Source organism: Rhodanobacter sp. L36, assembly GCF_009765755.1.
Classification (GTDB): Bacteria; Pseudomonadota; Gammaproteobacteria; order Xanthomonadales; family Rhodanobacteraceae; genus Rhodanobacter.
On the sequence record NZ_LMUV01000002.1, the window covers coordinates 530504 to 545258 of the forward strand.

The window sequence follows — 14755 nt, forward strand, 5'->3', positions numbered from 1 at the left end:
CGCGGTATCACTCGGCGAACCAGACAATGAATACGCGCACGCGGCGATCTAGCGAGTTCGCTGACGATGCGGATGCTTTATGCCGGCGCCAGCAAAGCATCCAGGTCGGTTTGATCGAAGCTGAGTTTTTCGCGGCTGCCACCGCCTTCCAGAACAGCGGCGGCGAGTTCGGCTTTGCGCGCCTTCAGTTCTTCGATGCGTTCTTCGACAGTGCCTGAGGTGATCAGGCGGAACACGAACACGGGTTTGTCCTGGCCGATGCGATGCGCGCGGTCGCTGGCTTGCGCTTCGGCGGCGGGGTTCCACCACGGGTCGTAGTGGATGACGGTGTCGGCGGCGGTGAGGTTGAGGCCGACGCCGCCGGCTTTGAGCGAGAGCAGGAACAGCGGCACTTCGCCGTTCTGAAAACGCTGCACGGGTTCGGCGCGATCGCGTGTTTCGCCGGTGAGCGTGACGTAGCGAATGCGGCGGCGATCAAGTTCGGCGGCGATCAGCTTGAGCATGCCGGTGAACTGCGAGAACAGCAGCACCTTGCGGCCTTCGTCGAGTAGCGCGGGAAGCATGTCCATCAGCAGTTCGAACTTGGCCGACTCGTGCACGCCGCGTGCAACTTCAAGTTTCACCAGACGTGGATCGCAACAAACCTGGCGTAGCTTGAGCAGCGCATCGAGCACCACGATGCCGGAGTGCGCGATGCCGCGCTGGGCGATGACTTCGCGCAGTTCTTCGGCGAGCGAGAGACGCAGGCCTTCGTAGAGTTCGCGCTGTCGACCTTCGAGCACGACGCGACGAGTGATCTCGGTTTTTGGCGGCAACTCCTTCGCAACCTGCGCCTTGGTCCGGCGCAGAATGAAAGGCGCGAGTCGCAAATTGAGTCGCTGCTGGCATTCCTCGTCGTGCTGCTTTTCGATCGGCACGCGGTAGTAGCGACGGAACGCGCCTTCATCGCCGAGCAGACCGGGCACGGCGAGATCGACCTGCGACCACAACTCACCGAGATGATTTTCCAGCGGCGTGCCAGTGAGGCAAACGTAACGCAATGTGCGAAGGCTGAGCAGCGCTCGGCGTGCCTGCGTGCGCGGATTTTTTACCTGCTGTGCTTCGTCCAGCACGATCAATGCAAACGGCTGCTTGCGCAGCGCGATCACATCACGCGGCAACAATGCGTAGCTGGTCAGCACGATGTCCTGCGCGCCGAGCTGCACGAATTCTTCCGCGCGTTGCGGACCATGCAGCGTGAGCACGCGAAGCATCGGCGCGAAGCGCGCGATCTCCGACTGCCAGTTCGGAATCAGGCTGGTGGGTACCACGATCAGTGCTGGCTGACTCAGCGCGCCGCCCTGCTTGAGCGACATCAGATGCGTGATGAGTTGCAGCGTTTTGCCGAGCCCCATGTCATCGGCAAGCACGCCGCCGACGCCGGCTTCGGCGAGCGCGTTCAACCAGCGCAGACCTTCTCGCTGGTACGGACGCAACTCGACGGTGAGCCCTTCGGGTACCGCGTCACTGGCGCGTTCGGCGGCATCGCGCAGGCGCGCGGCGAAACCGCGCAGCGGTTCGGATGCTTCGAGCGTGCTGCCGCTGGGCATCGCTTCGACCAGCTCTTCAAGACGTCCAGCCTGCACGCGCGGCAGGTGGAGTTTCTTGCGCGGCTTTTCCAGATATTCGGCGAGCGGCGCGAGCAGGCCGCGCAATTCTTTCAGACGCACGGGCACGCGACGACGCGTGTCGACCGGCGCATACCACACGGCGTCTTCCGGTTCGTTGGGCGCCGGGCTCAGGTTCAACTGGTGCTCGGCCAGTGCCTGCGCGACGGCCGGCAGCAGGTTGTAGCGCTGGCCGTCGAGCTCAATACCGATCTCCAGATCGAACGCGTGATCGTCATCATCCTCCACCGCGTGGCCGTACCAGCGCACCGGACCTTCGAGCACTTCGAACGGAAAACTCGGCGCGTACTCGACCTGGAAATTTTCCTGCTCGAGTTTCGGTCGCAGCGCGAGCCAGCGCGCGGGCGTATTCACCTCGAGTGCGCCGGCATAACCGGTGCCGGGAAACAGCCATGCATCATCCGGCAAAGTGTCGGCGACATCCCACGGCAGTCCTTCGGTATCGACGCCCGGCGTGAGGCCGGCGCGTTCGAGTTGTTCCATCGCCGAAAGTTCTTCCGCGCGACGACGCGTGATCTCGACCAGTTGCCCGTTGCGCACGCGGCGCACCAGCGGCTCACCGCCGCGACCGGGCAAACGTTCGCCGGCGTAGTCGAACGCGAGCCGCGCATAACCCAGCGGCGGCGTGCCCGCGGCGAGTCGCGCGTGGCGGGTCAATGCATGCAGCGTCAACACCGGTTTCGGCGCGAGCTGCGATCGACGCAACTCACCGAAAAGATGCGGCAGCGGCAGGCGCGTGGCCAGTCGGCTTGCAGGCAAACGGTTGCGCAATCGACGGCCGTGCTCGTGCTTGAGCGCGGGCAGTTCGAGCCATTGCGTTTCTTCCGCCGCAGCGTCGAGCAGGCCAAGCGTGGCGCGCTCTGCATCGAGATACCAGAGTGCATCGATGCGCAGCAGGCGCTGGCTGTGCGGCAACAGCGGCAGCAGGCGCTGACTGCCGTCCGGTTCCATGTGCCAATGCCAGTTGAGCTGATGTGACTTGCCGCGGGAAAGACGCAGGCCGGCAAGCCCTCCGAGGAAGCACGGCGCGGTATCGAGAACTTCGGCCAGCAACGTATCGCCGACGTGACCGCCCAGGCGCGCGTAGCTTCGACCCTTGCGCACGCTCTGCGGCAGGCCGAGCATCGTCGCTGCAAGACGTTGCTCGTGCGGTTGCAGCGAGAACTGCGCGAGATGCCGGCTGTCCAGCGGCACCGGCCGCGTGTAGCGACCATGTTCGATGGTGGAGAGCAATACCGGCGCGACGTCGAGGCGCGCGAACGCGGCGCCTTCTTCAGGCATCACTTCCAGAAAGAAACCGAGTACGCCGCGGTCGTCCGCCGTTGCCGGCTTCGGCGTGGCCAACAGCTTCCGCCATGCAAGCGGCAAGGTTTCTTCGTCACCCGATGGCGACGCTGCGACGTGCTGTTTCTCGTCCGGCTGCTGCATGCGCATGCGATCCGTGGCGACAACCAAAACGTTGAGCTTAGCAGTGCCGATGCGCTTGCGACCGTCACCACGACGATGCGTTTCAACTTTGTTGAAAGAGCCGCGACGACTCAGGCGTTGCCGAACAATCCGTGCGGATATTCCGGCTTCTGTTCGCGCGCCATCAGCGCCTTGAGCGCATCGACCGGCGTGACTTCGCCGTGCAGAACGGCGTGCACACCGGCGCTGATCGGCAGGTCCAGTGCGTGCTTGTCGGCAAGCCGCGTGACTTCATCCGCGGTGAGCACGCTTTCGACAACCTGGCCGATCTGGCGCACCGCCTCGTCGATCGCGATGCCGCGACCCAGCGCCAGACCGAGCCGGCGGTTGCGCGACAGATCGCCGGTGCAGGTGAGCACCAGATCACCGAGACCGGACAGTCCGATCAACGTTTCCGGACGCGCACCCAGTGCCACGCCCAGGCGCAGCATCTCGTTCATGCCGCGGGTGATCAGGCCGGCGCGTGCGTTGAGGCCAAGCTCCATGCCATCAGCGATGCCGGTGGCGACGGCGAGCACGTTTTTCATCGCGCCGCCGAGTTCCGCGCCGAGCACATCGCGGCCGGAATACGCGCGCAGGTTTGGCGCATGCAGCAAGCTGGCGAGTTTGTGCGCGAAGGCGTCGTCGTCCGAATGCACGGTGACGGCGCTCGGCTTGCCGGCGGCGACTTCGCGCGCGAACGACGGCCCGGTAACCACGGCGGCGGCGCGACCCGGCAAGCGTTCGGCTACCAGTTCATGGAGGAATCGTCCCGTACCCGGCTCGAAACCCTTGGTTGCCCAGGCGATGGCGGTGCCGTCGTCGAGCAACGAGGAAAGTTCCACCAGCATCGAGGCGAACGCGTGGCTTGGCACCACGATCAACACGATGTCGGCGCCGCGCACGGCAAGCGCGAGGTCGCTCTGGAATGCCAGTGATGCCGGCAGCACGATATCCGGCAGGTAACGATGATTGCAGCGATCCGCAGCCATCGTCGCCAGCGCCTGCGGATCACGCCCCCACAACCGCGTCGCCACGCCGTTGCGCGCCGTCAATGCCGCCAGTGCGGTGCCCCAGGAACCAGCCCCGAGTACGGCGAGAGTCGGGCGTTCGGCCATGGGATGCCTCAGCTGTTGAGCGTTTGCGGAATCTCGTCACCACCCATCATGCGGCGCTGCTGTTCGGCGAACAGGGCATCGAAATTGATCGGCTGCAGCAGGAACGGTGGGAAACCGCCTTCCAGAACCAGCGAAGAAATGACTTGGCGCGCGTAGGGGAACAGCAGGTTCGGGCAATAGCTGCCGATGATGCCGGCGTGATCGGATTCACTGAAACCAGCGATGCCGAACAGACCCGCCTGCTCCACCTCTGCCAGATACGCCGTGCGGGCGCCGACAGTGCAGGTCAGGGTGAGGCTGAGCACCACTTCGTAGAGGTTGTTGCCCAGGTCGGTGGCTTTCTGGCCCAGGTTAAGCTGAACCTGCGGCTGCTCGCGCTCGTCGAGGTCCTGGAAAATCTGCGGTGCGTTGGGCGCTTCGAAGGAAACGTCCTTCACATAGATCTTCTGCATCACCAGTTGCGGCTGGCCATCCTGGCCGTTGGCCTGGTCCTGGGTGATTACTTCTGCCATCGGGTGTTCCTCGAGATGTTCGTGTCAAAAAAGAGGTCGATTGTTCCATACATCCCCGCGCCACGCACGCCGGGTGGCCGCTAGCGAGCCTTCAAAGATTGCGCCGCGGCTCGCTTTTCTGCGAGAATACGCGGCTCGCTCATGTCGACCCGGAATTCCGGGCAGTCCGCCACGCGGTGCGGACTTCACGACTCACGGCGACAGCTGCAACCTCCAGCATCGCGTGGCGCCAAGCGCCGCTGGGCCGATATCGCCCTGGCCAACGGGTGGTGAACATCAAATTACGGAGGTCGTCATGGCCCGTGTATGTCAAGTCACAGGTAAGGGTGTGCAGAGCGGCAACAACGTTTCGCACGCCAACAACCGTACCCGTCGCCGCTGGTTGCCCAACCTGCACGAGCGACGCTTCTGGGTTGCCAGCGAAAACCGCTGGATCAAGCTGCGCGTTTCCAACCACGCGTTGCGTACCATCGACAAGAATGGCATCGAGGCCGTGATTGCCGACATGCGCGCCCGCGGCGACAAGGTCTGAGGATCAAACCATGGCTAACAAGACCCAAGACAAGATCCGCATGATCTCCTCGGCCGGCACCGGCCACTTCTACACCACGCAGAAGAACAAGAAGAACACGCCGGAAAAGTTCGAGTTCAAGAAATACGATCCAGTCGTGCGCAAGCACGTGATCTACAAGGAAGGCAAGATCAAGTGAGATTCTGGCCTGTTCGCCCTTGATGCGAACGGCTTTGCCAGAATGTCATGCCGGCGCAGGCCGGAATCCGGCTTCCGGAAAAACCCGCCCATGTGGCGGGTTTTTTTATGGCCGGTTGCCGTGACGAAAGAGATCCCGCCTATCATTCCGCCATGACCACGACGGCCGCCCTGTTCCCAAGCCTGCTCGGCGACGCATGGTATCGGCTGGCCTCACCGGTCCAGGCCATGCATGGCGACACTCCGCGCTTGCTGGCGCGAGGCTCTGCGGACGTCGAAGGTGCGACGGGTTTTCTGGCACGCTGGAACCGCCGGTTGCTTGGCCTGCCGGAGCCCGGCCCGGCGCAGCCACTGGAAGTGTCGATCGAACGCAACGGTACGCGTGAAACCTGGACCCGTCGGTTTGCAGATGGACAGATGCAATCCGTGCTCGATCTCGTGAAGGGCCGACCGCTGCTGTGCGAGCGGTTGGGGCCGGCAGCGCTGCATTTCGAACTGCGCTTCGACGCGGGCGCGATCGACTGGCGACTTTATAGCGTGCGACTTCTCGGCGTGCCGATCCCGCGAGGACTGTTGGGCAGCGTCGTGTCGCGCAGCGGCGAAAGTAATGGTCGCTATGCCTTCCATATCGACGTCCGGCTGCCGCTGCTGGGGCGACTGATTGCCTATCGCGGCTGGCTGGAGATCGTCGATGGCGGATGACAACGCATCCGTGATCGTGTTCGACGGCGTCTGCCTGTTGTGCAGCCGCTGGGTCGACTTCATCCTTCGCCACGACCACGCACACCGCTACCAACTCGCCGCCATGCAGGGCCGTCACGGCAGCCGCCTGCTGGGCGAGCATGGCCTGTCGCCGGACGATCCGGCGTCGTTCCTGCTGGTGCAGGACGGACGCGGATACACCGATACCGATGCGATCATTCGCGTGCTGCGCGGGTTGGGTGGCCGCTGGATGTTCCTCGGCGGGCTTCTGCGCGTGGTGCCGGCGTTCCTGCGTGATCCGGCCTATCGATGGATCGCCCGGTATCGTTATCGATTGTTTGGCCGGCGCGAGCAATGCCGTTTGCCCGATGCCGCGCATGTCACGCGTTTTCTGGATTGATCGGGCAACTCGGCCTGATGCGTCCACGCCGATGCGCAGCATGGCCTTCGGAAGCGCGCTACCCGTTGATCGAGTCCGGACACGAAATCGTCGTATGCGGTGAAAGCCTTAAAAGAAAGCCCGCCATGCGGCGGGCTTTCCTGGAAATCACATCAATGCTGATCACGCATTCGCCACGGAATAGCCCTTGAGCCGGGCAGCGAAATCCTGCAGTGCGCGAATGCCGCTTTCCTCGGCTTCGTGAATCCACTGCTGCAAACCTTTCAGGGCCTGATCGGCACCGCGCTGATCCATCAAGGCTGCGAGACGATTGCGGAAATCGCAGACGACGTTGAGGTTCGGGCGCTTGGCGAGCACGGCCTGAAGCTTCACGCTGCTTTCGTTGTCCAGCCAGCGGCCACCATCGGCCAGCGCCAGACGCATGCGACGCGGAACCGCCTTGAGGCTTTCGCCCGCGTGCTGCGCTTCGTCGCGCAGGGTCGGCATGATCACGCCGCGGTAGTAGTCGGTCATTGCCTGGAAGCGATGCGTCAGCACGGCTTTCAGCGTTTCGGCATCCGGCAGCGGCACATTGGGGCGAACGTCGAGCGACGGCGCCACGCGCAATACCTTGGCCAGGCCGACTGCGCGGAACATGCAGATCGCCGCCCAGCCGATGTCGAATTCCCATTTGCGCAGCGCGAACTTGGCCGAACTGGGGAACGCATGATGATTGTTGTGCAGCTCTTCGCCGCCGATCCAGAAACCCCAGGGAATCAGATTGCGTGCGGTATCGGCGCTTTCGAAATTGCGATAGCCGGCCCAGTGGCCGATGCCGTTGACGAAACCAGCGGCCCAGAACGGAATCCAGACCATCTGCACCGCCCAGATGGCCGCGCCGATCACGCCAAACAACGCGAGGCTGATCAGCAACATCAGGGTTGGACCCCAATACGGATGCGCGCCGTAGACGTTGCGCTCGACCCAGTCGTCCGGCGTACCGCGGCCGTACTGCTCCATGTCCTGCTTCGATTCGCAGGCGTCGCGGTACAGCGAGACGCCGTCCCAGAACACCTTCTTGATGCCGTAGATCATCGGGCTATGCGGATCTTCTTCGGTCTCGACCTTGGCATGGTGCTTGCGATGCACCGCGACCCATTCGCGCGTGACCATGCCGGTGGTGAGCCAGCCCCAGAAACGGAAGAAGTGCGCCACGGCCGGGTGGAAATCCACGCCGCGATGGGTCTGGCTGCGATGCAGATACAGCGTGACCGTGAAGATGGTCAGCTGGGTCACGATCAACAGGTAGACCAGCTTCTGGCCCCAACTTGAGTGGGTCAGGCCATCACTGAGAAAATTGAGCACTGCGTCGAGCATGGAATGCACCGGCTATGTGGGATGAGGCAGATTAGTCGAGGGTGTCCGTACCCGCCAGCATGGAATCTGCGCCACGCCAGTGTATATGCACCAAGGGTTCCGACATGTGTACGGACCGCGGAACTGAGGCCTGGTTCGCACGACCGATTCACGGGCTGCTCAAAGGCCTGTTGTCTATCCATGGGGGCGCCGTGACAATCGCACAATGACTCCAGCCCGCCCCGCGTCGCCGCACCCCGTATTGCAACTGGACCAGGTCAGCCGCAAACGCGCCGGCCGGCCGGCCGTGCAGACTCTTTCGCTGACCCTGCAACCCGGCCAAGTGCTAGGGCTGCTCGGTGTGAACGGCGCCGGCAAATCCACCACGTTGTCGATGGTTGCCGGCGCGCTGCGGCCGGACAGCGGCAGCATCAAGCTGAACGGGGAGGATTTTCTGGAGCATCCCGAGCTCGCTGCCCGGTCGATCGGCTGGCTACCGGAACGCGCGCCACTGTGGCCGGAACTGACTGTGCGCGAGCATCTCGACGCACACGGTCGCCTGCGCGGAATGCATGGCGCTTCTCTGAAACAGTCACGTGAAGCGATCATCGAACGACTGGAGCTGCAGCCTCTGGTGCGACGCCTGGCGGGCGTGTTGTCGCAAGGCCAGCGCCAGCGCCTCGGGCTCGCCTGCGCACTGCTGCACCGACCGGTGTTGCTGGTGCTGGACGAGCCGGCCAACGCGCTCGATCCGGTGCAGGTCACGGCGTTGCGCGCGGTGATTCGCGAACAGGCCGCGGCAGGCACGGCGGTGATCCTGTCCACGCATCTGCTGCCCGAAGTCACTGCCGTCTGCGATCGCGTAGCGATCCTGCATGAAGGCATGCTGCGTCACGAGGGAAACGTACACGCGGACGATCACGCAGCGCTCGAACATGCATTCTTCGAGGTCGCCATGGGCGGCACGGCGCGCGCGGCATGATTTTTCTTGCCGTAATGCGCCTTGAATTGCGCCGCCTGCTTGTCCGCCCGCTGGCTTGGGTTCTCGCCGCACTCACTCTTGCTGAATTGGCTTGGCGTTTCGTGCTCCTTCTGGGGAATTTTCTGGGCTCGCAGGTTCGCCTGGCGGCTTTGCCAAGCGGGCCGGGCTACACGGACATGGTCAGCGTGCCGCTCCTCAGCAGCCTGCTGACCGGCAGCTTCGTTCCTTTCGGACTCACCGAACTGGCCTTGTTCATGGTGCCGCTGTTGACCATGTCGACGCTGGCGGGCGAACGCAATCAGGGAACGCTGCCACTGCTGTTCGGCTCTGGCCTCACGTCATCATCGATTGTGCTGGGCAAATACCTGGCCTTGATGGTCTGGCTGCTGCTGTGGCTGATGCTGACCTTGGCGATGCCGTTGTCACTGGCACACGCGGCCCACTTTGACTGGGGCAAGCTGGCATCCGCCAGCCTGGGAACCTTGCTGCTGCTCGCCACACTGGGCGCGATCGGCGTGGCCTGTTCGGCATACACAACGCACCCCGCTATCGCCGCTGTCGCCGGCATCATGATGGCGCTCGCTCTCTGCATCTTGCAGATCGGCGCGCAGACTGCTGGGGTGAGCAATGGCGTCATCAACTGGATCGCCATGCCCACGCATCTCGAACCCATGCTGCGCGGCTTGGTTTCGACCAGCGACATCGCGTGGTTCCTGTTGCTGATCGCGCTGGCGCTGGCGCTCGCCACTCGCCGCTTGTCGGCGGACAAGGAGCGCGGTTGATGCGGAACATATATGGACGTCTGGATGGCTGGTTGTTCGCGATCCTGCTGTTAATCGCGGTCGGTGCCGCCGGCTTCCTCACTCACCGTTATTCTCATATCGCCGACTGGACCGCCAACGGCCGCACCAGCCTTTCGCCAGAAAGCCGCGCGGTGCTGGCGCAGTTGAACGGACCGGTGGATATCGTCAGCTACGCCAATCCGCAAGGCGACCTGCGCCAGGACCTGGCCGGTTTCGTTCAGCGCTATCAACAGGTGAAGCCCGATATCAACCTGCGCTTCGTCGATCCGCAGCTGGATCCGGCCCGCATGCGCGAGCTCGGCATCACCGTCAACGGCGCGCTCATCCTGCACTACAGGGACCACGAACAGCGCCTGGATGAATTGTCCGAGCGCAGCCTCACCAACGCACTGGAAAAATTGGTCCGCGGCAGCGATCGCATCGTCGCATTCGTCACCGGTGACGCCGAACGTCGCGCCGATGGCCAGGCCAACGCCGATCTCGGCACGTTCATGGCACAGCTTGAAGGGCGCGGCATGCGCGCGGTGCCGCTGAACTTTGCGCAAGTAAGCGCGGTGCCGGAACACACCGACCTCGTTGTGTTGGCCAGCCCGACGCTGGCACTGCCGCCGGGTGCGGTGCATGCGTTGATCACCTATGTGCAGAACGGCGGCAACCTGCTCTGGCTCACCGAGCCTTCCAACGACGACCTCGGGTTGAAACCGCTGGCCGATGCGCTCGGCGTGCGCGTGTTGCCCGGCGTGCTGGTGGATGGTTCCGGCACGGCGCTCGGCCTGCACGATCCGCGTCAGCTGGCGCTGGGCGATTACCCGCCGCAGGCGATCACGCAAGGCTTCACGCTGACCACTTTGTTTCCGCAGGTTTCCGCCTTGGCACAGGTGACACAAGCCGACTGGGCGACGCAGCCATTTCTGCGTTCGAGCGTGCAGAGCTGGACCGAATTCAAGCCGATCAACAACTCGAAGACGTCGGACATCCGTTTCGATGCGACAGCGGGCGAGCTGAAAGGCCCACTCGATTTCGGCTTCGCGCTCAGTCGCCTTTCGCCGAGTCCCGACAAGAGCGAACAGCGCGTCGTGGTGATCGGCGACGGCGATTTTCTTTCCAACACGTTCCTCGGCAACGGCGGCAATCGCGCACTTGGCGAACGCGTGTTCGACTGGCTGCTCGGTGACGATAAGCTGGTGAATCTGCCGCCACGCGGTGCGCCGGATCGCCTGTTGGCGATCTCGCAGACCGAACTCGACATTGTCAGCTTCAGCTTTCTCATCGCCCTGCCGCTACTGCTGCTGGTCATCGGCGGCCTCATCGTGTGGCAACGGCGGCGGCGTTGATCGATGCGCCGCGCCGCGCGCCAGCGCTCAATCCTGTTGCTCATCGTGGCAGTCCTGCTGGTCGCCGCCGTATGGCAATCGCGGCGCGACGAGCAGGATGAAACCGGCACGCTGACCGCGCTCGATCCTTCCACTATTTCGCGCATCACGCTGGCGCTGTCGGGTGCGTCCACGCTGCATTACGAAAAGCGTGATGGCCATTGGTGGCGTGTGGACGGTGCGCCCGTTCGAGCCGTTGACGGGCGCCTCGCCGAGCTGGCCGACACCGCCGCCGCGCACGTGCTGAGCTGGCGTCCGGCCAGCGATTTCAAACTTGCGAAAATCGGCCTGTCGAACCCGCAAGCTGTATTGACGCTGGACGGCCAATCGCTCGCGTTCGGCGAAAGCTCGGTCACCGGGCCGCAGCACTATGTACTCGTCGGCCAGCGTGTGGCCCTCATATCGGATCGCTACATGCCGCATTCGCCCGCGGCGGCCGTGGTGAATCTGCACTGATGTCGCCCGTGCCGCCACGCCACTCGATTTAACCTTCTTCATGCACTACTGCGGCGTACCCTTGCAGCTTTGTCGTTGCGCCTCCATCCATGAGTCCGCCGCGTCGCACATCAGGAGCAGATCGAGATGAGTCAGCAAGCCATCGGAGTCGTCGGCATGGCCGTCATGGGCCGTAACCTGGCGTTGAATATCGAGAGCCGTGGCCACGCGGTGTCGATCTTCAATCGCAGCCGCGAGAAGACCGACGAAGTGATCGCCGAACACGGCGACAAAAAACTCGTGCCCACGTATACGCTTGAAGAATTCGTCAAATCGCTGGAGAAACCGCGGCGCATCCTGCTGATGGTGAAAGCCGGCGAGCCCACCGACGACACCATCGAAAAGCTCAAGCCGCTGCTGGACAAGGGCGATATTCTGATCGACGGCGGCAACACGAATTTCAAGGACACCATCCGCCGCAATCAGGAACTTGCGAAAGCCGGTCTGCACTTCATCGGCACCGGCGTCTCCGGTGGCGAGGAGGGCGCGCTGCACGGGCCATCGATCATGCCCGGCGGCCCGCGCGATGCGTACGATCTGGTGGCGCCGATCCTCACCGAGATCGCCGCGCGCGCGAAAGACGGCAAGCCCTGCGTCGCGTACATGGGCACGGATGGCGCGGGCCATTACGTGAAGATGGTCCACAACGGCATCGAGTACGGCGACATGCAGCTCATCGCCGAAAGCTATGCCGTGCTCAAGCACGTGCTCGGGCTTTCCAACGCGGAACTGGCGAAGGTCTACACCGAATGGAATGAAGGCGAGCTCGATAGTTACCTGATCGAAATCACCTCGAAAATCTTCGGCAAGAAAGACGAGGAAACCGGCAAGGATCTGGTCGACGTGATTCTCGATCGCGCCGCGCAGAAAGGCACCGGCAAGTGGACCAGCCAGAGCGCGCTCGACCTCGGCGTGCCGTTGCCGTTGATCACCGAATCGGTGTTCGCGCGCGTGCTGTCATCGCTGAAGGACGAACGCGTCGCCGCCAGCAAGCAACTTGCCGGACCGGAAGCGAAAAAGTTTTCCGGCGACCGCGATGCCTTCATCGCCTCGGTAAGCCGCGCGCTTTATCTCAGCAAGATCGTTTCCTACGCGCAGGGCTTTGCGCAGTTGCGTGCCGCGTCCGACGAATACGAATGGAAGCTCGACTACGGCACCATCGCGCAGATCTGGCGTGGCGGCTGCATCATCCGCGCGCGCTTCCTGCAGAACATCACCGATGCCTACGCCCAAAATGGCGAGCTCGCGAATCTGTTGCTCGCGCCGTACTTCCGCGACATCGCGGAGAAATATCAGGAGGCACTACGCGAAGTCGTTACCGCGGCGATCACCGCCGGCGTCGCGGTGCCGTGTTTCTCTTCGGCCATCGCTTACTACGATGGCTATCGCAGTGAACGACTGCCGGCGAACCTGCTGCAGGCGCAGCGCGATTTCTTCGGCGCGCATACGTTCGAACGCATCGACAAGAAAGGCAGCTTCCACGAAGAATGGAACTGACGCTGCGTGCCCGAACTGCCTGAAGTCGAAACCACGCGACGCGGTATTGCGCCGCATCTGATCGGTCGGCGCATCGAAGGTGTCACGCTGCGCCGACCGGATCTGCGCTGGCCGATTCCGCGCGAGATCAGCGAACTGCTGCCCGGTCAACGCATCGGCGCAGTCGAGCGGCGCGCGAAATACCTATTACTGCATACGGAAATCGGCAGCGCATTGCTGCACCTTGGCATGTCCGGGGTGTTGCGCGTGTTGCCGCCGGATGCGCCCGTAGGCAAGCACGATCATGTCGACATCGCGATTGAACCCGAAGGTAGCAAGAAAGCGCGCGTGCTTCGATTCACCGATCCGCGTCGCTTCGGTTGCCTGCTATGGCAACCGCGCGGCGAGACGCATGAGCTGCTGGCGAACCTCGGCCCGGAGCCGCTTACCGATGCGTTCGATGGCGACCTGCTGTGGCATCTGTCGCGTGGACGCAAGGCGGCGGTGAAACTGTTTTTGATGGACAACGCAATCGTGGTCGGCGTGGGCAACATCTACGCCAGCGAAGCGCTGTTTGCCTCCGGCATCGATCCGCGCCGTGCCGCCGGCAACGTGTCGCGTGCGCGCTACGCGAAACTCGCTACGGAAGTGAAACGCATCCTGGCCTGGGCGATCGAACGCGGCGGCACTACGCTGCGCGACTTCCTCAACCCCGACGGCCTGCCTGGCTACTTTTTTCGCGAGCTCAACGTGTATGGCCGCGCCGGCGAACCATGCCGCGTGTGCGGCACCCCGATAAAACAAGTGACGCTTGGACAGCGCTCGACCTTCTGGTGTCCGACCTGCCAGCGCTGATAGACCCCCACATCCTGTAGGAGCGCGCCCTGTGCGCGATGTCTTTCATTGCGTCCCAAGACCAAGAGCGTCGCGCACAGGGTGCGCTCCTGCGATGCCACTCACTTGGGCCAATCGAATTCCACGAACGTGTTGTTGAACTGCGGGTTTTCCAGCCCACCACCGAGGCGAACCTGCACGCCGGCGGGAATGCCCTCGATATCCAGCGTCTGGCCGTTGACGAAATGCACGCCCAGCGCCTGCAGCTCGCAAAGTTTTTCGCACAACATGCCCGCGCTATCGACAGAGTGATCCGGCACGCTGTGGATGCTGATGTCGGGGCGGCCGAACTTGCGCATGCCACGTGTGTGGATCCACGAATGATCGGGCGCTGATTCACCATCGCGCAAGATCAGCAGGTGATGGCGGATCGGTGCGCCATCTCGGATCAGGTATCTGCGACGCCACGCATCGGCGTCGAGCAGACTCAGAATCTGCGGATCAAGAATCGCCACGCCGCCGATGTCGAGCATGCCGGCCAGCACGCCGAGCGTATCGCGCAAGTAGCCGGTGGACTGGCTGTCCTTGAGCGTGCCGCGCACCACCATCACTTCGGGCGCGTCGAGTGCGCGCTGGTACGCCTCGGGCGAATCGATCTTGAACATGCGGCCCATCGCGCCTTTCAGCGGATAGCCTTCCCACTGGCGCAGCGCGCCGTGGAAATGGCTGGTCGATTCGATCTGCGTCGGCAAGCCAGGGCTGCCGTAATCACGCGAGGGCACGCGCACGGTGTCGAATTTTCCGAACACATAGAACTGCAGCAGGATGTCTTCGTCGCTGGCGTGCCAGTGCGGGCGTTGCCAGGCGGGAATGGGAATCGGGTTGTTCATGGATGTCCTTGGT

The 14755-nt window shown here is 63.3% G+C and carries 15 protein-coding genes; 10 read left to right on the top strand and 5 right to left on the bottom strand.

Annotation, left to right across the window (positions count from 1 at the left end):
* Positions 1 to 77: 77 nt before the first annotated feature.
* The 3 genes from GSQ73_RS02295 to secB all read right to left on the bottom strand — a co-directional run bounded on the left by GSQ73_RS02295 (position 78) and on the right by secB (position 4743).
* On the bottom strand, positions 78 to 3095 hold the full coding sequence (locus GSQ73_RS02295) for a DEAD/DEAH box helicase (protein ID WP_158880602.1): 3018 nt from the start codon (positions 3093 to 3095) through the stop codon (positions 78 to 80).
* 110 nt (positions 3096 to 3205) lie between these two features.
* A complete protein-coding gene (locus GSQ73_RS02300; protein WP_158880604.1) occupies positions 3206 to 4231 on the bottom strand; it encodes an NAD(P)H-dependent glycerol-3-phosphate dehydrogenase in 1026 nt (341 codons plus the stop codon).
* Between the two features lie 8 nt (positions 4232 to 4239).
* The gene (gene secB / locus GSQ73_RS02305) at positions 4240 to 4743 is read right to left on the bottom strand and encodes a protein-export chaperone SecB (RefSeq protein ID WP_158880606.1); all 504 of its coding nucleotides are present in this window, start codon (positions 4741 to 4743) and stop codon (positions 4240 to 4242) included.
* A 295-nt stretch (positions 4744 to 5038) separates the two neighbouring features.
* On the opposite strand from secB, the gene rpmB reads away from it, so the two are divergent.
* The 4 genes from rpmB to GSQ73_RS02325 are packed head-to-tail and all read left to right on the top strand — an operon-like array spanning position 5039 to position 6554.
* Complete coding sequence (gene rpmB, locus GSQ73_RS02310; RefSeq protein ID WP_158880608.1) at positions 5039 to 5275, top strand: 50S ribosomal protein L28; 237 nt, start codon at positions 5039 to 5041, stop codon at positions 5273 to 5275.
* A gap of 10 nt (positions 5276 to 5285) precedes the next feature.
* Complete coding sequence (rpmG, locus tag GSQ73_RS02315; protein ID WP_072759007.1) at positions 5286 to 5453, top strand: 50S ribosomal protein L33; 168 nt, start codon at positions 5286 to 5288, stop codon at positions 5451 to 5453.
* Positions 5454 to 5500: 47 nt separating this feature from the next.
* Positions 5501 to 6154: a DUF4166 domain-containing protein gene (locus GSQ73_RS02320; protein WP_254063240.1), complete on the top strand. Its 654-nt coding sequence runs from the start codon at positions 5501 to 5503 to the stop codon at positions 6152 to 6154.
* Entirely contained in the window at positions 6144 to 6554 is a 411-nt protein-coding gene (locus GSQ73_RS02325) for a thiol-disulfide oxidoreductase DCC family protein (RefSeq protein WP_158880610.1), read from the top strand. The genes GSQ73_RS02320 and GSQ73_RS02325 overlap by 11 nt, the downstream gene beginning before the upstream one ends.
* A gap of 162 nt (positions 6555 to 6716) precedes the next feature.
* Here the strand turns inward: GSQ73_RS02325 and GSQ73_RS02330 are convergent, their stop codons facing one another.
* Positions 6717 to 7910 (bottom strand): fatty acid desaturase, encoded by a 1194-nt coding sequence (locus GSQ73_RS02330; RefSeq protein ID WP_158880612.1) that lies wholly within the window; start codon positions 7908 to 7910, stop codon positions 6717 to 6719.
* A gap of 205 nt (positions 7911 to 8115) precedes the next feature.
* Here GSQ73_RS02330 and GSQ73_RS02335 point away from each other — a divergent pair, with 205 nt between their 5' ends.
* The 6 genes from GSQ73_RS02335 to mutM all read left to right on the top strand — a co-directional run bounded on the left by GSQ73_RS02335 (position 8116) and on the right by mutM (position 13873).
* Positions 8116 to 8871 carry an ABC transporter ATP-binding protein gene (locus GSQ73_RS02335; RefSeq protein WP_158880614.1) on the top strand — a complete coding sequence of 252 codons (756 nt, stop codon included), beginning with the start codon at positions 8116 to 8118 and terminating at the stop codon, positions 8869 to 8871.
* On the top strand, positions 8868 to 9653 hold the full coding sequence (locus tag GSQ73_RS02340) for an ABC transporter permease subunit (RefSeq protein WP_158880616.1): 786 nt from the start codon (positions 8868 to 8870) through the stop codon (positions 9651 to 9653). The genes GSQ73_RS02335 and GSQ73_RS02340 overlap by 4 nt, the downstream gene beginning before the upstream one ends.
* A complete protein-coding gene (locus GSQ73_RS02345) occupies positions 9653 to 11008 on the top strand; it encodes a GldG family protein (RefSeq protein ID WP_158880618.1) in 1356 nt (451 codons plus the stop codon). The genes GSQ73_RS02340 and GSQ73_RS02345 overlap by 1 nt, the downstream gene beginning before the upstream one ends.
* Positions 11009 to 11011: 3 nt before the next feature.
* Complete coding sequence (locus GSQ73_RS02350; protein ID WP_158880620.1) at positions 11012 to 11503, top strand: hypothetical protein; 492 nt, start codon at positions 11012 to 11014, stop codon at positions 11501 to 11503.
* A 126-nt stretch (positions 11504 to 11629) separates the two neighbouring features.
* A complete protein-coding gene (gene gndA, locus GSQ73_RS02355; protein WP_158880622.1) occupies positions 11630 to 13039 on the top strand; it encodes an NADP-dependent phosphogluconate dehydrogenase in 1410 nt (469 codons plus the stop codon).
* Between the two features lie 6 nt (positions 13040 to 13045).
* Positions 13046 to 13873 (top strand): bifunctional DNA-formamidopyrimidine glycosylase/DNA-(apurinic or apyrimidinic site) lyase, encoded by an 828-nt coding sequence (gene mutM / locus GSQ73_RS02360; RefSeq protein ID WP_158880624.1) that lies wholly within the window; start codon positions 13046 to 13048, stop codon positions 13871 to 13873.
* A 101-nt stretch (positions 13874 to 13974) separates the two neighbouring features.
* On the opposite strand, the gene GSQ73_RS02365 is transcribed toward mutM, so the two are convergent.
* Positions 13975 to 14742: a hypothetical protein gene (locus GSQ73_RS02365; RefSeq protein WP_158880626.1), complete on the bottom strand. Its 768-nt coding sequence runs from the start codon at positions 14740 to 14742 to the stop codon at positions 13975 to 13977.
* Positions 14743 to 14755: the final 13 nt, after the last annotated feature.